15 protein-coding genes are annotated in these 18,084 nt (G+C 66.1%); 2 read left to right on the top strand and 13 right to left on the bottom strand.

What is annotated here, in order from left to right; all coding sequences use genetic code 11:
- Positions 1 to 9 precede the first annotated feature (9 nt).
- The gene (locus G6N68_RS04895; RefSeq protein ID WP_163708603.1) at positions 10 to 1,425 is read right to left on the bottom strand and encodes a WS/DGAT/MGAT family O-acyltransferase; all 1,416 of its coding nucleotides are present in this window, start codon (positions 1,423 to 1,425) and stop codon (positions 10 to 12) included.
- A 219-nt stretch (positions 1,426 to 1,644) separates the two neighbouring features.
- Between G6N68_RS04895 and G6N68_RS04890 the strand changes: the two genes are divergently transcribed.
- Positions 1,645 to 2,211 (top strand): Rv3235 family protein, encoded by a 567-nt coding sequence (locus tag G6N68_RS04890; protein WP_163708600.1) that lies wholly within the window; start codon positions 1,645 to 1,647, stop codon positions 2,209 to 2,211.
- Between the two features lie 50 nt (positions 2,212 to 2,261).
- On the opposite strand, the gene G6N68_RS04885 is transcribed toward G6N68_RS04890, so the two are convergent.
- From G6N68_RS04885 to G6N68_RS04860, 6 genes are all read right to left on the bottom strand, one after another.
- Entirely contained in the window at positions 2,262 to 4,364 is a 2,103-nt protein-coding gene (locus G6N68_RS04885) for a protein kinase domain-containing protein (protein WP_163708596.1), read from the bottom strand.
- Positions 4,279 to 4,800, bottom strand: coding sequence for a protein kinase family protein (locus tag G6N68_RS04880; RefSeq protein ID WP_163708593.1), 522 nt, complete (start codon positions 4,798 to 4,800; stop codon positions 4,279 to 4,281). Before G6N68_RS04880 ends, G6N68_RS04885 begins: the two co-directional genes overlap by 86 nt.
- Positions 4,801 to 4,902: 102 nt before the next feature.
- A complete protein-coding gene (locus G6N68_RS04875) occupies positions 4,903 to 5,400 on the bottom strand; it encodes an FHA domain-containing protein (protein ID WP_205351245.1) in 498 nt (165 codons plus the stop codon).
- On the bottom strand, positions 5,388 to 6,026 hold the full coding sequence (locus tag G6N68_RS04870) for a 4Fe-4S single cluster domain-containing protein (RefSeq protein WP_240355672.1): 639 nt from the start codon (positions 6,024 to 6,026) through the stop codon (positions 5,388 to 5,390). The genes G6N68_RS04875 and G6N68_RS04870 overlap by 13 nt, the downstream gene beginning before the upstream one ends.
- Positions 6,027 to 6,031: 5 nt before the next feature.
- A complete protein-coding gene (locus tag G6N68_RS04865) occupies positions 6,032 to 7,855 on the bottom strand; it encodes an AAA family ATPase (RefSeq protein WP_205351244.1) in 1,824 nt (607 codons plus the stop codon).
- Positions 7,852 to 9,015 carry a hypothetical protein gene (locus G6N68_RS04860; RefSeq protein WP_163708584.1) on the bottom strand — a complete coding sequence of 388 codons (1,164 nt, stop codon included), beginning with the start codon at positions 9,013 to 9,015 and terminating at the stop codon, positions 7,852 to 7,854. Before G6N68_RS04860 ends, G6N68_RS04865 begins: the two co-directional genes overlap by 4 nt.
- Positions 9,016 to 9,226: 211 nt before the next feature.
- Between G6N68_RS04860 and G6N68_RS04855 the strand changes: the two genes are divergently transcribed.
- Complete coding sequence (locus G6N68_RS04855; RefSeq protein ID WP_163708582.1) at positions 9,227 to 9,700, top strand: SRPBCC family protein; 474 nt, start codon at positions 9,227 to 9,229, stop codon at positions 9,698 to 9,700.
- Positions 9,701 to 9,772: 72 nt separating this feature from the next.
- On the opposite strand, the gene mddA is transcribed toward G6N68_RS04855, so the two are convergent.
- The 6 genes from mddA to G6N68_RS04825 all read right to left on the bottom strand — a co-directional run bounded on the left by mddA (position 9,773) and on the right by G6N68_RS04825 (position 17,987).
- Positions 9,773 to 10,522, bottom strand: a complete 750-nt coding sequence (mddA, locus tag G6N68_RS04850) for a methanethiol S-methyltransferase (RefSeq protein ID WP_163708579.1) — start codon at positions 10,520 to 10,522, stop codon at positions 9,773 to 9,775.
- 78 nt (positions 10,523 to 10,600) lie between these two features.
- Positions 10,601 to 12,163, bottom strand: coding sequence for an HD domain-containing phosphohydrolase (locus G6N68_RS04845; RefSeq protein ID WP_163708576.1), 1,563 nt, complete (start codon positions 12,161 to 12,163; stop codon positions 10,601 to 10,603).
- Between the two features lie 34 nt (positions 12,164 to 12,197).
- The gene (locus G6N68_RS04840; protein WP_163708572.1) at positions 12,198 to 12,944 is read right to left on the bottom strand and encodes a hypothetical protein; all 747 of its coding nucleotides are present in this window, start codon (positions 12,942 to 12,944) and stop codon (positions 12,198 to 12,200) included.
- Positions 12,945 to 13,042: 98 nt separating this feature from the next.
- The gene (gene secA, locus G6N68_RS04835; protein ID WP_163708569.1) at positions 13,043 to 15,868 is read right to left on the bottom strand and encodes a preprotein translocase subunit SecA; all 2,826 of its coding nucleotides are present in this window, start codon (positions 15,866 to 15,868) and stop codon (positions 13,043 to 13,045) included.
- Positions 15,869 to 16,407: 539 nt separating this feature from the next.
- Entirely contained in the window at positions 16,408 to 17,106 is a 699-nt protein-coding gene (gene hpf / locus G6N68_RS04830; RefSeq protein WP_163708566.1) for a ribosome hibernation-promoting factor, HPF/YfiA family, read from the bottom strand.
- A gap of 245 nt (positions 17,107 to 17,351) precedes the next feature.
- Positions 17,352 to 17,987, bottom strand: a complete 636-nt coding sequence (locus G6N68_RS04825) for a ComF family protein (RefSeq protein WP_163708564.1) — start codon at positions 17,985 to 17,987, stop codon at positions 17,352 to 17,354.
- Positions 17,988 to 18,084 lie beyond the last annotated feature (97 nt).

Below are 18,084 nucleotides of genomic sequence, written 5' to 3'. Positions count from 1 at the left end.
TCACGGATGTTACCGAGAAGCTTCCAAAAGCTCTTCCAACGCCTGGTTCAACAGGTCGGGCAACATGTCGACGTCGCTCATCGCATCGCGGTCGGCGTTGATGCCGTAATACAGCATGCCGTTGTAAGACGTCACGCTGATGGCCAGCGCCTGGTTGTGCAGGAGGGGTGGAACGGAGTAGGTCTCCAGCAGCTTGGTGCCGGCGATGTACATCTGCGACTGCGCGCCGGGGGCATTGGTGATCAGCAGGTTGAACAGACGCGCCGGAAAGGTCGTGGCAACGCGAATTCCCATGGCGTGCAAGGTGGGTGGCGCAAAGCCGGACAGCGTCACGATGGTTCTCGCGTCGACCAGGCTGGCCGCCGTCGGATTCGACTCGGTGGCGTGGGCGATCTGGGAAAGCCGCACCACCGCGTTACCCTCCCCCACCGGAAGGTCGACCAAGAACGGCGTCACCTGGCTGATCGGCTGGCCGGGGCCGGTCGAGTTGAGCGGGTCTTCGTACACCGACAGCGGCGCCATTGCCCGCACCGTCCTGGTCTGAGCCACCGTCTCGCCGCGAGACATCAGCCAGTTGCTCAGTGCGCCGGCGATCACCGCCAACACCACGTCGTTGACGTCGCAGTCGTAGCGGGCACGCACCGCTCGGTAGTCGTCGAGCTTTCCCCGCGCGACGGTGAACCGCCGATTGCGCGACACGGTGGCGTTGAGCGGGCTGCTCGGTGCGGTGCCGCGCGCGACCGTGCGGACCACGTCGAAGACGCGGCGGCCGGCGTCGACGAGTTCGCTGTAGCTGGTCGCCAGCCCGGCGAGCGCGGACCCGACGGACTGCACCTGGGCGCCCGGGCCGGCGATCCAGTCGCCAATGGCACCCAGGATCAGACGGGTGTTGCCCGGGTCGCGCTCCGGTATCCAGATGTCTTCGGGGAACGGTGGCGGCTTGCGGGTCCGGTCGGCGATGACGTGGCCGATCTCGAGCGCGCTCATGCCGTTGATCAGCGCCTGATGCGACTTTGTGTAGAGGGCGATGCGGTTCTTTGCCAGTCCCTCGACGAGGTACATCTCCCACAGCGGCCGCGACTTGTCCAACGGTCGTGCGGCCAGTCGGGCGATCAGTTCGTGCAATTGCTCGTCGCTACCCGGGGACGGCAGCGCCGACCGCCTGACGTGGTAGGTGATGTCGAATTCCGGGTCGTCTACCCACACCGGCCGTGCGAGTTGGATGGGGAAGCCAGAGACCTCGCGCACCTTCTGCCGGTACCGCGGAATCTGGGGTAGCCGCTGCTCGATGGTGGCCAGCAACGTCTCGTAGCTCAGGCCGGACCGCGGTCGACGCAGGATGGACAGAGATCCCACGTACATCGGGGTGGCGCTGTTTTCCAGGCGGTAGAAGGACGCATCAGCGTTGGACAGCCGGGTCACCATTACGGCGTTGTCCTCCTTGTCAATTCGCCCTCCCTACGTCCCCTGTGCCATCGCACAGCGGGGCGAGTACGCGCCAGCTTGGTTTGTGCGATGATGGCCGGCAGCTTGTCGTCTGCCCACTCTCCAGCAGGCTTCCGTCGTTCGTGTGACCCAGTTGGAGAGTGCCCATTGAGTTTGATTCCTATTGCCGGCCCACCCCGTCGTGCTGCCTTCGCGGTCATGCCCGTTGTCGACTACGAACCCCCTACGCGCGATGTCCCACGGTGCGGGCAATCATCGCATGCGTCGGTGCGCCCGACCACTCCGCATATCACTCACCGAACGGTCGGCGTCCAGGGCAGCCGGCCGCCGTCGTTTGCAGCGCCTATGCCGCCTGCGGCGGCGGCGCCCCTGTCGCCCGCGATGCGACAGGCGGCGGCCTTCTCCGACGCTGCCCTGCGCCGGGTGCTGGAAGTGTTGGACCGGCGCCGTCCGGTGTCTCAGTTGCGCCCGTTGCTGACGTCCGGCCTGGTCGACTCGGTGCTTTCGCTCAGCCGCGTGGTACCCGGTGCCACGGCGGGCCAGGAGGGTACGGCGGTGCTGCGCCGAATGCGGCTACAACCCGCGACGTGTGATGGTTGGGGCCGGCCGGACGGTCCGGAAAACGCCGCCGAGGTTTTCGGCACTTACAGCCGCGGCGACCGGGTCCACGCGATCGCCTGCCGGGTGGAACGGGTGGCTCCGACGGGCTCGGGTTCAGGCTCGGCCTCGGGACGGTGGTTGATGGTCGCCCTGCACATTGGCTGACGGCTGTGGTGCTGGCCGAGGGGCCCGTGGGTGGGCCACCTGGGTAAGACCTAGCGCAACTCGAATCCGTTCTGTCCGGCACCATCGAGAGTGAAATCGAGCACACGGCCGTTCGTCGTCGGCAGCTTGACGTTCGTGTTGGTGGGATCCATCCGGGCTCGACGGCCGGTCGTGTTGTCGTGCGGCGCGAACCTCGTCGACGAGGTCGCACGCTCGGGCTCAGTCCAGCCGGGGGTGTCGACGACGATTTCCCCGGTGAAGCTGTCGCCGTCGGGCAGGTTGTAGGCGCCGACGAACTGCCGACCGCGGTAGACGTCTGCGCGATCGCACCCCTGACCAGGGGTGTCTAAGGACTGCCCCAGGTACACCTGCCACAGTTCGGGGTCGTGTGCGCCGGTCTCGGCGTCGAACGTCCAACTCGCGCAGCTGTAGTGCTCTTGCTCGAAGGGAAACGGCGTCTCACGCAGCTTGGCGATCGTCTTGCCCTCGGCCTCATGCCATTTGGACACCGCTGTGGGCAGCAGAACCACCGGGGTCCCGATCAATAAGACGATTCCGCCGGCGACCGCCACACGCCGACCAGCCCAGGGCCGACGGGCGACCAAGAAGATCCCCAACAACAGCGCGATCGGGATCAGGCCGGCGAGGTAGAACGCGAGATGGTGATCGCGGACGCCGCGGGCGGACGCCTCGTAGACGTTGGAATCCGGCTTCAGGACGAACGTCTTGGTCATGACGAATTGCCCGATCAGGAGGGGCACCCGAACCGTCGCGGCCAGAACCACCGCCGCGATCGTCGCTTTGATGTCGTTCCAGCCGCGCCGTGAGGCGGCGGCGGTCAACGTCTCACCACGTGCCTCTTCGGCGTGGTCGTCGCGGTCGCGTTGCCCCTGCTCACGTGCGATGTCCGCAGTCGCGTCGATCAACAGGGCCAATGCCAGCGCGTCGTTGGACGGGCCTGCCACGCCAGCGGCATCGGAGCACAACCGGACGAACCAGTCCACCTCTCGGGCCGCAGCGAACTCCGCTGCGCTGACTCGCGCCATGACGTCGGCGGCATAGCGTTGCACGCTTGCGGAGTCGGCCATTGCGGTGATCGACAGCGCGACTTGGCGGACCTGTCGACGCACCTGCCGGGTGAACGGGACTCCTCGCCGGGATGCGGCGTCGCGCGACCTCGCGACTACGTCGTGCCAGTTCACGTCGATCATCCGGTAACCGGAGCGGGCCGCATCGTCGGCGATGCCACCCAGCAACCGGGCGTCGAACAGCGCGCCGACGACCTCGGTGTCGGCGCTTTGCGCCAACCGCACCAGGTCGCTGGGGGCCGTCACCGCGTAGCCCCGAAAGGTCAGCGGCGCCGTCGGAGCCAGGCGCGCGACGAGGTAGGCGACCTTCGCGTCTGGGCCCCAGTTGTGTTGGGCCAGTTCGGAATAGTCGTCGCCGGTGCACACCTCTTTGGTGAGCCAGGTAAGCAGCCGGTTGATGCCCTTGCCGCTGAGCATCCGGGCGGCCTCGTCGGGCCGTTCCGCCATCGCCGCCCCCAGCGCCGCCGGTGAGGTGAACTCTCCCACGTTCGCGAACGGGAATGGCTTCACGGGCCGCGAATGGCCGGACTCGGGCATGGGCCCGCCCTGCCCGTCCAGCGGACGATGCACTGCGGGACTCTGCCCCGCGAGCCAGGCTTCAACCTGCGCGGCCCCCCAGCGCAGGTCGAAGTCCCGCGTCAGCAGGCCGGCCAGCAACAGCTTCCAGCGCCACCGACGCTCGGCCGGCATCGCCAATTCATCGATCGCAGTCAGGGAGACATCACGCGCGAGCAAGTCAGTTTCGATCGCCCGCTGATTGAGCCAACGCCTGTCGTCGGCCTGGTAGTACCCGCGCCCGACCAGGACCGTGTACATCACCATGCCCAGGCTCCACCAGTCAGCGGGAGCACCTTTGACCCGCATGACCTCCGGGGCGTTGTAGGCGGTGGTGCCATGCCCGAAGTTGCTCAGATGGGAGCGCTGGTCGAGGTCGAAGGTCAACCCGAAATCGCTGAGCACGAGGTCAACGTCGGCTACGTTACGAACGAGAACATTGCGGGGTTTGAGGTCGCCGTGCACCACCTGCGCATCGGGCCCCTGTAAGCCCTTGAGGCAGTAGGCCAAACGGGCCAGTATCTTGAGTCGCGATCTGGTCGGAGTGGCCTTGGGCAGCGACGAACTCCTCGAGGGTTCCGTCCGCGCAGTACTCCATGACCTCGTAATGCATCTCGGTACCGGCCACTCGGTCGCTGCCGCGTTGCAACACCTCGACGGTCCACTCCCGGGAGAAATGTTGTCGATACTTACTCGAGTTCAATTCGAACTTGTAGTCCGGCGCCCGGAAGTACACCTTGACGGCCACCTGGACGCCGTCGCTGTTGGTGCACAACCAAACTCGCGCTTCCGCACCGACACCGAGTTCACGTATCGCGCGGTAGCCCTGGGCGGCCAATGAGGGTGGCAGTGGTTGGTACTCTGCCAGCCCGGCCTGGTCACCCTCGATGTGAGTCGCCGGGGCGCGCTGCGCGCTGCCACCCTCGATGAACGTCTCGTCAGCCACCGGTCTGGTCCCTGATCGCGCTCACCTAGACCACCGATCCGCTGTCCCGGTTGCCACCAGCCAATGCGCGATCGCCGAAGCCGACGGTGATCCGCACCCGTGTCACGATGGCCACCTGATCTCGACGTGGACGTTGGACCCCAGCCGCAACGTCTGCCCTGGCCGCAGTTCGTACTCGGTGTCAGCGGGCAACCTGTGATCGTTGACGAAAGTGCCGTTGCTGGAATTGGTATCGGTGATGTACAGCCGGCCGCCTTCATACCGCAGCAGAGCATGATGACGTGACACGTTCATGGCCGTCCGGAACACGCTCTCGGTTTCGAGGTCGTCGTCGCGGCCCAATTGCAGTGTGCGGCCTGGCTCGACGGTGAGCCGCCGACCGCAGACCAGCAGACCTATGCCCGGATGGGGTGGAACGTCCAGCACGGTGCCCGGGGCGGCCGCGCGCGCGGGAACCGGCGGATTCGGGCGGTCCGACTGCGGACCGATGAGGTTGGCGTCGTCCCACAGATTCCTTGTGCAATGGGCACATTGCGAATACAGCGCACGGTCCCAGTCGCTGCCGCACTTGCAGGTGACGGGGTCGGTCAACTCAGCCACGACGTTCTCCCCACGCCCACCCCGCGTGCCTCGAGCGAATCGCGAAGCCGGGCCAGATCCCCCGGCTTGGGAATTCCCACCATCCACACCGCGTGGTCATCGACGTTGATCGAGATCTGTTGTCGCTGAAGTGAATACCTCTGCTCGAAATCCTCCTCGGGGTAACGCCGCAGCGCCAGGTCGGTCAGGCGGTGGACCCGCTGGTTGGCCGAGCCCCGCAGCGCGACGTCGCCCGCCTGATCCTGCTCGAACGGATCGCTGATGAGGACGTCGACCAGACCGTCCCACAACCACGGAAAGTCAACCCGCAGGCGCTCATACGTACGCCCGGAGTACATCAGCACATCGGTGTCGATATCGCGACCCTTCAAGGCTTCCAACAGGGTTCGCAACGCTGTGGGTTGGTCGGTGGGTTCCCCACCGGAGATGGTGATCCCGTCCAGCGCGCCCAGCCCGTCCAGCCAAGCAAGGACGGCCTCGACGTCACAGCACCGGGACTCGTCGAACGCCCACGTGTCACGTGAGACGCAACCCCGGCAGTACAGGGTGCAGCCCTGGAACCAGATGCCCGCGCGCACACCGAACCCCAGGTTGCGCACCGGATGGTGCAGCCGAGACAACAACATGGCGGTCACGCCAGCACCGCGGTCCAGCCGTCACCGGAGCGCTTCAGCCGGGTCACCGTCGCCGCGGTCGTGCCGGCATCCAGTTCGAACAACGCTCGCGCCAACGGGTTCGTGAACGTCGACTCGACCGCGTTGCGCACACCGCGTCCGCCAAACTCAAGCTGCACCAACGCCTCATCGACCAGTGTGCGTCGTACGTCGTCGCTCACCGTCACGTCGATCCCGAGGTCGTCACGGATCCGATCGATCACGTTGCCGGTGAACATCGGGACCAGCTGTTCGGCGACGTCCGCGCAGATGAAGTCGAAGACGACGATGTTGTCACCGATCCGGTTGAGAATTTCGGGCCGACCGATCTCGGTCTTGAAGTGCTCCTGCACCGCCGTCCGGATCTTGCGTTCCACCTCTTCGTACGGGGCGCCCGGATCGACGACGGGTATCCGATTGCCAGCGTCGTCATGTCCGTAGACACCGAGATTGGAGGTGAACACGATCAGCGCCTCGCTGAAAAAGACTGTGGCGCCGGTGCCGTCGGTGAGTCGGCCGTCGTCGAGGATCTGCAAAAACTTGTCCAGTATGCGCGGATGCGCCTTCTCGATCTCGTCGAAAAGGATCAGCCGGAACGGTTGCTGCCGAATGGCATTGGTCAGCTCGCCGCCGCCACTGAACCCCTCGTAGCCCGGCGGGGCGCCGATGAGCCGGGCCTCGTTGTGATCGGCGCGGAATTCGCTCATGTCGAACCGGACGAAGGAATCCTTCTGGCCGAACACCAATTCGGCGATCGACTTGGCCAGCTCGGTCTTGCCGACGCCGGTCGGTCCGGCGAAGAACAGCACGCCCTGCGGGCGGGTGGTGGAGCTTCTCGACTCGGCGCCGGTCAGGCCCATGCAGGAGCGGATCAGGATGTCGACGGCCTTGCGGATCGCCGCCGGTTGACCGAGCACCTTCGTTCCCAACGATGTCGCGCCGTCACGGATCCGTCGCCGCAAATCAGCGGACTGCCACGGGTTGTCAGGCACGCCGTGCCGGAAGGTGCGGACCGCATCGCCGATGTCGTCGGCCGCGATCTGACAATCCTGCGCGAGACGGCTGATCTCCGTCATCGAGCGCAACGTCAGGCCGTCGGTCCGGGCGGCGAAGCGGTCGACGATGTCCGCCAGTTCGGGGGTGTTCGGCTCGGGCGGTTGCGGTAGCGAGAGCACCAGCGAGCGTGCCAGCGCGACCCGGTGCTCCATCGTGGGCTGCGGAACCGAGATCACCCGGGCCAGCTCCGAGGACGCCAGCCAGTACGGCAGATCACCCTCTCGGTCGAGCAACCAGATCACCGTGTTGTACAGCGGGGCGCGATGCCGGCCGGGCACCGGATGCGCCTGCGCGGTCAGCATCAACTTCTCGGCGGTGGCAAGCAGGCCATGTATCCCGTCACCGGAGAAGTTGCCCGCCGGCGCCAGCCGGGAAGCATTGGCAAGGATCAGCACGCACGGCCGCTCGGAAGTCACCACCGCGCGCATCAGCGCGGCCAACAACTCCGGGCCCGTTGCACCGTCGGCCTGACCCCGTGCGACGGTGGCGATCAGCCCAGACGCCACCTCGCCGTCGTCTCGCGCCGCGTCCGCGCCGTCGACCGGGTCGTAGACGATGACGTTGCGGTGTCCGGCCGCTTCGAGTTCCAGCAGGATCGCGTCGACCACCGAGGCCTGCCGGGGTGCCGCGGTACCCCCGCGGGGAATCAAGACGATGTCGCGCAGGTTGCCGGTCACCAGGACCTGCGGGTTCGCCGGCAAGGCGATGTCGAGTTCGCGCAACCAGGTTGGGTGTTCGAGGATCAACGCGCGCCTCTCTTGTGCGTCGTGTGCTGCTGGTCCAGCCGGGAGGATGATTGAGTCGCCTTCTTGCGCAAGCTGATCGCCTCCGGAGCGGACAACCCGGGCAGCTTTTGCTCCCTGATGCCCGTCGACAGCCCGCGACGTGACATCGCGCTGAGAAAGCCAGGCACCCTGCGGCAGAACTCTTCCTCGGCGTCACGGTCCGCTACCGCATCCGCCGGACCGAATCGCACCGCGCGCAGACCGATCTCACCATCGCCGATGTCGGCCCGCACGCCGTGGGTGCCGCTTTGCCGGACCACCAGGGTCTGCGGGGTTTGCACCGCCACGTCCAGGACGTCATAGCCCAACTCCGTCAGCGATTCGACCACCGCGTGCCGGACGAAATCTCGATTCGCCTGCGCGGCAACGCTGTCCAGTTGGTAGGTGATTGCGCTGCGCGCCTGCGCCAGCAGCGTGTGCACGTCCTCGCCCCGGTCGGCGCTGACGGCCGCCTGGTCGAGCAGCACGCTTACCGGATCCGGGTCGGGGAGATCGCTGAGATGGGCACGCAGCTCGGCGATTTCGGTGCGCTGGGCCTCGGTCCGCTCGGCACATCGGTTGGCTTCCTCGACGCGATCCGCCAAGTCGGCGTAGAGCAGCCGGGCACGCGCCTGATCGCCAGTGGCCACTACTTCGCGGGCGGCTCGTTCCAGCTCAGCGGATGGGACCTTCAGCGACGCCAGTTTTGCCGCCACCTTGTCGGCGTAGTCGACCCGAGGGGTGGCTTGTTCGACTGGCGCGGTCGGGTGCGCTGCTCGCCGGGCCGCTGCCGCCTCGGTGGCCGCGCGCTCGCGCCGCTGCACGTCAGCCAGGATGTCCCGCATGGTGGCCATCACCTGTTGGGTGCGTTGGGCGAGCTGACGCCGTTCCAGTTCACCGGCCGCCCGGGCGAGTGCCTGCTCCAGCTTGTCGCATTGGGTCTTCATCGCCTCGGATCCGCCGGTCGGCTCGGCCAGCCCGGTAACGGCGACCACGTCGACCACGCAGTCGAGATGACCCGTCGACGCGCAGCGGCGCTCCAATGCCGAGGCCCAGCCGCAAAGCGAGCGCCAGCGCCGTCGCGCCGCCTCGACGCGCTCGCGCTCTAATGCCCGGTAGTCGATGACCTTGGGCCCGCTCACTTCACCTGCACTTTCCAGGGGACTACCCAGCCATCAAAGGGTCGTATTCGGCGGCGAGGCCGACGAGGCCGGCGACCGCTCATCGAGTTTGCCAGGTTCGTCGGACGTAGAACAGCCCGTCTCGAGGGACACAGGCGACCTGTCCACCTGGTCTGCCGGCCGACTGAGCTTCACCAACCGACGGCATGCGAGCCGGGGCTAGTGTTGATTCATGGAAGGCAAAACGGTAAGCGTTGAGCGAGTCATCAAGGCGCCCCCGGACAAAATCTTTGCGTTGTTGGCGGACGCGGGAAAGCACTCCACTTTCGACGGTTCGGAGTCGGTGAACCACTCCACCGCCGAATCGGTGCCGCTGTCCATGGGGTCGAAGTTCGGCATGGCGATGCGAGGTCGCATCGAAACGCTGTTCATTCCGTACCGCACCACCAACACGGTGGTCGAGTTCGAACCGAACCGGCGCATCGCCTGGAAGACGACCGGGGCCGGAGGTCTGATCGGCGGCCGCATCTGGCGCTACGAGCTGAGTCCGGTTGGCGACGGCCAGGAGGGCACCCTGGTCCGCGAGACCTGGGACGTGTCGGAGGACAAACAGCCATGGTTGATCACGCGCGGTTCGATGCCGAAGCAAACCGCGGACGGCATGCGCGCGACGCTGGAGCGAATCGCCGAGCTGGTCGAGAGCTAGGTCCTAGGCCGAACAGACGCAAAAGCTCCCGAAACCGCATGTGTTTCGGGGCTTTTGCGCCTGCTCGGCGGGTTAGGTGACTTTGGCGTGGTGTCGGCGGTGCGGCACCGGAACCAGCTTCGGCACATCGCGGCGGTAATCGCGGTACTGATCACCCAACGCCGCTTCCAGATCATGTTCTTCTAGCGTCAAAGCGATCAGGATGTATCCGGTGGTGGCGACCGCGAACAGCAGGTGCCCCGCGGTCATCGTCGGCGCCGCCCAGAACGCGATGATGAATCCGAGCATCAGCGGATGGCGCACCAGCCGGTAAAGCAGCACCGTGCGAAAACCAAGTTCGGCGTAAGGCTTTCCGCGCCAGACCTGATACACCTGCCGTAGGCCGAACAGCTCGAAATGGTTGATCATGAAGGTCGCGCTGAACACCATGGCCCAGCCCAGCCAGAACATGGTCCAAACCACCAGGCGCGCAACCGGCTGGCGCACGTCCCAGATGACCGCGGGCATCGTTCGCCACTGCCAGTAGAGCAACAGCAGCACTGCGCTGGCAATCCAGACATAGGTGCTGCGCTCGATGGATGGAGGGACGAACCGGGTCCACCACCGTTTGAACCCGGGGCGGGCCATAACACTGTGCTGAACGGCAAAGGCGCCCAGCAGCAACACATTAACCGCGACAGCTTCGCCGATCGAGGCGGTGACCCCGTGGTCCACATCGCGCGGCACCAGGATGCCGCCGACGAATCCGATCGCATAGAGGAAAGCAACCAGGAAGACCGCGTAGCTGATTGCGCCGTATCCAATTGTCAAATAACGCTTCATGAGCTCAGTGTTCGCTGTGGACCCGCCGAGCACATGAGGCGTTTGCCTCAAGGTTTGGGGCCGTTTCTGGCGGGTCAGTCAGGCGTTGGCCAGGCCGTGTCGCAGCGCATACATGCTGGCGCCGATGCGATTCGACACCCCGATCTTGGCGTAAGTCCGCTCCACGTGGTTGCGGGCCGTCTTCTCGCTGATCACCAATTCCGCCGCGATCTCTTTGTTGGACGCGCCGCGCGCGACCAGGCACAGCACCTCGACCTCTCGCGGGGTGAGCCCGTCCGGACGGACCTGCGGGCGCTGCGCGCGGTGTCCGGCCGCGTGCAGCACCGCCTCGACGGCCGCCGGATCCAGCTCGCCGGTCTGCACCCGGCCTTTAAGCCGGCGGGCGGCCGACTCGGGTGTCATCTCTTTCCGGTATGGCCTTGGTTCACAAGCGGATTGATAACTGACAGCGGCCGCCAGGATCCGGTCCGGCAGGCCCAGCGCCGTCCCGTCCAGGCCGCGCGGGTAGCCCGAGCCGTCCACGCATTCGTGATGATTGCCGGCCACGTCGGCCAGCTGCCGAAGCCCGGGCACCTGCTTGAGAATTCGCACCGTCAAATACGGGTGCAGCCGAACACGCTCGAACTCGGCAGCGGTCAGAGAGCCTGACTTGGACCAGACTTGATTCGATACCCCGATGCGGCCCAGATCGTGAACATGACCGGCACGCCTCGTCAGCGCCACCGCATCGGCATCCAGGCCGGCGACCGTCGCCGCCTGAGCCGCGAGCCGGGCGACCGCCCGCGAGTGCCCCAGAGTGAAGGGGCACTTGAGATCTACGAAGTCGCCAAGCGCAACGAGCAGCGTGTCCAACATCTGATCATCAAGGCGCTCATGACGATCCGGCGCCTCCTGCAACGCCGCCGCCCACACGTCGCCGACAGGAGGGACGGACAGCAACTCTTCGGCGTTGTCGACGAATGTGTCGGCGACGTGCGGATCGAACTGTCCGCCTCGCCGGGCTTGCACCATCGCCTTCGCGCCCTCGATGCCGTACATGCGGTGGTGCACCTCGGCCAGTTCGGCGACTTGAGCGACGTGCATTTGGATCGGGATCGCATCACCACTCGCCCGGGTGGGCAGCCCGTCGCCGTCATAACGCTCGAATGCGAACCTCAGCGCCGTTCGCACGCCCGGGCCCAGACCGAGTCGGTCGGCCAGCAGTCCCGCAGATGTGCAGTGCGAGTGGATCATTCGAGCTAGCTGACCACGCGCATTGGTCATCACCGTCGCCATGAGGCTGAGCCGTTGCAGCCACGACTGACCACGACCCATGTTGCTCAACAGGAACCACATATGAGGCAGCCCCGCGGTGTCGACCATGTAGGAGTCGTGACGCACGGAAATATCGTCGCCGAACCACTGCGAAAGCTCGTGTGAGTCGGCATGACAGCCAATCCACATGATCAGCGTGGTGTAGTACGCGTCGCCTCGCTGCTCCTTGCTCAGCCCGAGTCGATCGGCGAGCCTGGTCGCGATCATGGCGGCGCGCAGCATGTGTTCGGCCGGTTGACCAAGACCAAGGTCGATCGCTACGGACAGGGCGGCGAGCACCTCGGCTCGCGTCGGTAACTCGGCGGCAGTCTCCTCGCGGGAGGGCATGCAAATATTGTGCACAGTCATGGCGGATTTTCACTCACTCAATCGTGATCGTGCGCCCGACGGCATCGTGGCGGTCAGCATCGAAGTTCTCGAAATGCCCTGACCCCACCACGAACAAACCGCGTTGCGGCGGCCTGAAACTGGCGAGTTTGGCTTGGTTGGGCAGCGGACCCACCGGTCCGAGGTCCTGGCCGCCCAGAATTGCGCGGGAGTGGGCCACCTCCCACAACTGCCGGGGGGCGATCATGAACCGCTGACCATTCGGCGCGGTGCCGGCGAGCCGCAGCTGCCCGGCATTCAACGCCAGGCCAGCCGCGCCGCTCAACACGCCGAGGGCCATGCGATTGGTCCAGGTTCCGGCGGGCAACCGGCTGCCCACGGCCGTCATCAAGCGCGTCGACAAGGTCGACCGGATATCGATCTGCCAGTCGAGCAGCCCCTCGATCCTGACGAAGACCAACCACGGACTAACCCACTCGACCTCGATGTCGCACTGGACCGCGTCCTGCGGCGTCGCCGAACTGAAGTAGCGCGCACAGCTTTGCGCCCCCGGCGTCGTGGCGTAGAACGTCCAGATGCCGTCGGGACTGCGGTGCCAGACCGACTTGTAAGCCGGCGCGAAGGTGGCCTTCGGAAAATGCCGCAGGGCAAGGTAGTGCCCGTTGGCAAACGGCAAGCCCATGACGCCGTAGCCGACGAACCGCTCGTCATCACCCGCGGGCAGGGCGGGGTTTTGCAGGACAGCCGTGACGGCCTCAAGGGGAGTTACCGGTGTGTTCATGGGGGAATGGTGCTTGCGGCAGGCCACCAGCCGCATGAGGCGACTGCCTCATTTCCCCGGCGCTCCGTGTAAAGGAGGCGCTCCTGAATGCGGGGCTCCTAGCGCTTCTTCACCGACTTCGGCGGCTTCGGGCCACGCCCTTGTTGCCGCGCCGCCGCCCGCCGCTCGCGGCGACTGCCTCCGCCCGGCGCACCGGCCGGTGTCTTGGCGGCCCCGCCGTTGCGCTGCACCTGCGCCGACCCGTCCTCGGACGGGCCGGAATATGTCAGAGGAGGCGCGTCACTGTCGTCAATTCCCTTGGCGCGCAACGTCGGCGCCTCTTCGCGCGGCGGCGTCGCCTGCTTGGGGGCACCCTCGCCGGCCAGTTCTGCAAGGCCTTCGGGAGTCTCGACGGGAGCGACGTCCACCTGCGGGGGCGGGACGGCCTCGACCGTGACGTTGAACAGGAAGCCGACGGATTCCTCCTTCATCCCGTCGAGCATCGCCATGAACATGTCGTAGCCCTCGCGCTGGTACTCGACCAACGGGTCGCGCTGCGCCATCGCCCGCAGCCCGATGCCCTCCTTGAGGTAGTCCATCTCGTAGAGGTGCTCACGCCACTTGCGGTCGATCACGTTGAGCAGCACGTTGCGCTCCAGTTGGCGCATCGCGCCCTCGCCGGCGATCTCCTCGAGTTCGGCTTCGCGGGCGGCGTATGCGCGTTCGGCGTCTTTGATCAGCGCCTCGAGCAACTCGTCCCGGGTGAGGTCGTCGCGATCGGAGTCGGCGTCGCGGTGCGTCAGCTCTTCGTGCGAAATCCCGACCGGATACAGCGTCTTGAGCGCCGTCCACAGCGCCTCGAGATCCCAGTCCTCGGCATAGCCCTCGGCCGTCGCCCCGTCGACGTACGCCGTGATGACGTCGCGGACCATGTCCAGCGCCTGTTCTTTGAGGTTCTCGCCTTCGAGGATTCGGCGGCGCTCGGCGTAGACGACCTTGCGCTGCTGGTTCATCACCTCGTCGTACTTGAGGACGTTCTTTCTGACCTCGAAGTTCTGCTGCTCGACCTGGGTCTGGGCGCTCTTGATCGCCCGGGTGACCATCTTGGCCTCGATCGGCACGTCGTCGGGCAGGTTCAACCGGGTCAGCAGCGCCTCCAGCGCGGCGCCGTTGAAGCGTCGCATGAGCTCGTCACCCAGCGACAGGTAGAACCGCGACTCGCCCGGGTCGCCTTGCCGGCCAGAACGACCGCGCAACTGGTTGTCGATACGCCGCGACTCATGCCGCTCGGTACCCAGCACGTACAGGCCGCCGGCCTCGATGACCTCCTCGGCCTCTTTGCTGGCTTCCTCTTTGACCTTCGGCAACTCCTCGTGCCAGGCCTGTTCGTATTCTTCGGGCGTCTCCACCGGATCCAGACCGCGCTCGCGCAGCCGCTTGTCGGTGAGGAAGTCGACGTTGCCGCCCAGCACGATGTCGGTGCCGCGGCCGGCCATGTTGGTGGCCACGGTGACGCCGCCGCGGCGGCCGGCCACGGCGATGATGCCGGCTTCTTGTTCGTGGTACTTGGCGTTCAGCACGTTGTGCGGGATGCGGCGCTTGGTGAACTGGCGCGACAGGTACTCCGAGCGGTCGACGCTGGTGGTGCCGATCAGGACCGGCTGCCCCTTCTCGTAGCGCTCGGCGACGTCGTCGACCACCGCGATGTACTTGGCTTCCTCGGTCTTGTAGATCAGGTCGGAGTGGTCGACGCGGATCATCGGCTTGTTGGTCGGGATGCTGACCACGCCCAGCTTGTAGATCTCGTGCAGCTCGGCGGCCTCGGTCTGGGCCGTACCGGTCATGCCGGCCAGCTTGTCGTAGAGGCGGAAGTAGTTCTGCAGCGTGATGGTCGCCAGCGTCTGGTTCTCGGCCTTGATCTCGACGTGCTCTTTGGCCTCGATGGCCTGGTGCATGCCCTCGTTATAGCGGCGGCCGATCAGCACACGACCGGTGAACTCGTCGACGATGAGGACCTCACCATCGCGGACGATGTAGTCCTTGTCGCGGTGGAACAGCTCCTTGGCCTTCAGCGCGTTGTTGAGGTAGCTGACCAGCGGCGAGTTGGCCGCCTCGTAGAGGTTGTCGATGCCGAGCTGGTCCTCGACGAACTCCACGCCCTTCTCGTGCACGCCGACGGTGCGTTTGCGCAGGTCGACCTCGTAGTGGACGTCCTTCTCCATCAGCGGCGCGATCCGGGCGAACTCGGTGTACCAGTTGGAGGCGCCGTCGGCGGGGCCGGAGATGATCAGCGGGGTCCGCGCCTCGTCGATCAGGATGGAGTCGACCTCGTCGACGATCGCGTAGTTGTGCCCGCGCTGCACCAGGTCCTCGAGAGAATGCGCCATGTTGTCGCGCAGGTAGTCGAAGCCGAACTCGTTGTTGGTGCCGTAGGTGATGTCGGCGTTGTAGGCGACGCGACGCTGGTCAGGCGTCATCTGGGCCAGGATGACGCCCACTTCCAGGCCGAGGAAGCGGTGCACACGGCCCATCCACTCGCTGTCACGTTTGGCCAGGTAGTCGTTGACCGTGACGACGTGCACGCCCTTGCCGGCCAGCGCATTGAGGTAAGCGGGCAGCACACAGGTCAGCGTCTTACCCTCACCGGTCTTCATCTCGGCGACGTTGCCCAGGTGCAACGCCGCCGCACCCATCACCTGCACGTCGAAAGGCCGCTGGTCAAGCACCCGCCAGGCGGCTTCGCGGGCGACCGCGAACGCCTCCGGCAGCAGGTCTTCGAGCTCCTCGCCGTCGGCCAGGCGCTTCTTGAACTCGTCGGTCTTGGCCCTCAGCTCGGCGTCGGTGAGCTTTTCGACATCGTCAGACAACGTGTTGACGTAGTCGGCCACCTTCCTGAGGCGCTTGACCATGCGACCTTCACCAAGGCGCAGCAACTTCGACAGCACAGCTAAATCCCTTATGGGTAGGAGTCTTCTTCTTTAGTGAGCGACCCCCATCGTAGGCGCGATCGCCAGCGCGGCGAAGCCGGGCGCAGCGGGTCGCGCCCTCTGTCGTAGGCGCGATCGCCAGCGCGGCGAAGCCGGGCGCAGCGGGTCGCGCCCTCTGTCGTAGGCGCGATCGCCAGCGCGGCGAAGCCGGGCGCAGCGGGTCGCGCCCTCTGTCGTAGGCGCGATCGCCAGCGCGGCGAAGCCGGGCGCAGCGGGTCGCGCCCTCTGTCGTAGGCGCGATCGCCAGCGCGGCGAAGCCGGGCGCAGCGGGTCGCGCCCGCTGTCGTAGGCGCGATCGCCGCCGCGGCGAAGCCTGGCGCAGCGGGTCGCGCCCTCTGTCGTAGGCGCGATCGCCAGCGCGGCGAAGCCTGGCGCAGCGGGTCGCGCCCTCTGTCGTAGGCGCGATCGCCAGCGCGGCGAAGCCGGGCGCAGCGGGTCGCGCCCTCTGCCGCAGGCGACGAAGAGGTGCAAGCCCCTGATCGTCAGGCCGGAGCGGATCAGGCCAGTCGAATTAAGCCATAGTCGTAGCCGCGTCGCCGGTACACCACGGACGGCTTGTCGGTCTCCTTGTCCAAGAACAGGAAGAAGTCGTGGCCAACCAGCTCCATTTCGTACAGCGCGTCGTCGACCGACATCGGCTTGGCGGGGTGTTCCTTGATCCGAACGATCCGACCGGGCTCGTGGTCCTCGACAAATTCCTCGACGGCGGGAGCGTGCTCGTGTGTCTCGGTGACTGTGCCGTTGAAGGCCTTCTCCACGACCTCCGGCGCGGGTATCGAGGCGGTGGCCTCGGCCACCGATACCGGGGTCTTGTCGCCGTAGTGCACCTTGCGGCGGTCCTTGCCGCGGCGCAGTCGATTCTCTAGTTTGTCGACCGCGGCCTCGAGGGCGGCGTAGAAGCTGTCGGCGCAGGCCTCACCCCGGACGACGGGCCCACGGCCGCGAGCGGTGATCTCCACACGCTGGCAAGCCTTGCGTTGGCGACGGTTGCGTTCGTGGTCGAGCTCGACGTCGAACAAGTAGATGGTCTTGTCGAATCGCTCGCACCGCGCGAGCTTTTGCGAAACGTAGATGCGGAAGTGGTCGGGGATCTCGACGTTGCGGCCCTTGAAGACGATCTCGGCCTGCGACGACGGTTGAGCCTGTTCGTCAGCCGTGTCGAGAACCTCAGTGGAGTCCGCGGTAGATCTTGACATACGTGACAACTCGTTTCTTTTTCTCGTAACGCACGCGCCCTGCGTGCGGGGCAATTCGTTAAGCGCTCCGACGAGGGTGTAGCGGATTGAGAAATGGCCACCGCCGCAGGCTGCCCGCCGGAGCAAGATGTCGAATTCTCACCTCCTGCTGCGGGTGCCGCTTTTCCACGACGTTAGCCCTAGTTTGCCCAACCGTGCCACCAAATTCTGCTACCTGTTTCTGGTTCTTCACGTACTCATGTCTTTCACGCCGCAGCGATCGTCAGCACCGCCGCGACGCGCACGCCGGCGTGCAGCAGAACCCGAACCGACTCGCGCGCGGTGGCGCCGGTGGTGACGATGTCGTCGACGAGTACGACCTCGTCGCGCGGTCGGTGTTTGGTGCGGAAGACGACCCGGTTGGCGATGTTGCGTTCGCGGTCCGAGGTGCCGAGCCCGACCGAGTCGCGGGCGAAGGCCTTCATCCGCAGTGCGCGCACCACACTGATGTCCGGCCTGCCGGCCACCGCGGCCTCGGCCATTCTGGTGACGGGATCGCCCCCGCGCCGCCGGGCCGCCGATCGCCGGGTGGGTGCCGGAACCATCGTGAGCGGCGCCTCGACCATGCCCCAACACAGCAGTCGGTGGACGCCAACGGCTAGCGCACGCGCCATGGGCGCCACCAAGTCGCTGCGCCCGTGCTCTTTCATCGCCAGCAATGCCTGACGCCGGGCGCCCACATAGCGGCCGAGCGCGAACACCGGGACCTGCGGGTCTGCGCGCGGGCTCACCAGGTGCGGTTGGTCGGGTCTCACGACCAGTTCAGCGGCACAGGCCGCACACCATCGCGTTCCCGGTAAGCCGCAGCCGCCGCACTCCAAAGGCAGTATCAGATCGAGCACATAGCCATTGTGGTGTGCCGGGCTGACACCGAACCGCAATCAACAGCGACCGACTCGTGACCAAAACTTGACCGACATGCCAAGGCGCGCTTGGACA

It is taken from the genome of Mycobacterium bourgelatii, assembly GCF_010723575.1.
Lineage (GTDB): Bacteria > Actinomycetota > Actinomycetes > Mycobacteriales > Mycobacteriaceae > Mycobacterium > Mycobacterium bourgelatii.
Note: the sequence above shows the minus strand (reverse complement) of the source record. Positions and strands in the feature narration are given on the sequence as shown.

Coding starts and splice junctions, on each gene's coding strand:
- G6N68_RS04855 (WP_163708582.1), top strand. CDS start 9,227: ATGGAAGGCAAAACGGTAAGCGTTGAGCGAGTCATCAAGGCGCCCCCG.
- G6N68_RS04895 (WP_163708603.1), bottom strand. CDS start 1,425: ATGGTGACCCGGCTGTCCAACGCTGATGCGTCCTTCTACCGCCTGGAA.
- mddA (WP_163708579.1), bottom strand. CDS start 10,522: ATGAAGCGTTATTTGACAATTGGATACGGCGCAATCAGCTACGCGGTC.
- G6N68_RS04845 (WP_163708576.1), bottom strand. CDS start 12,163: ATGCCCTCCCGCGAGGAGACTGCCGCCGAGTTACCGACGCGAGCCGAG.
- G6N68_RS04870 (WP_240355672.1), bottom strand. CDS start 6,026: ATGTTGTTGTCTCGGCTGCACCATCCGGTGCGCAACCTGGGGTTCGGT.
- G6N68_RS04890 (WP_163708600.1), top strand. CDS start 1,645: ATGCCCGTTGTCGACTACGAACCCCCTACGCGCGATGTCCCACGGTGC.
- G6N68_RS04840 (WP_163708572.1), bottom strand. CDS start 12,944: ATGAACACACCGGTAACTCCCCTTGAGGCCGTCACGGCTGTCCTGCAA.
- hpf (WP_163708566.1), bottom strand. CDS start 17,106: ATGTCAAGATCTACCGCGGACTCCACTGAGGTTCTCGACACGGCTGAC.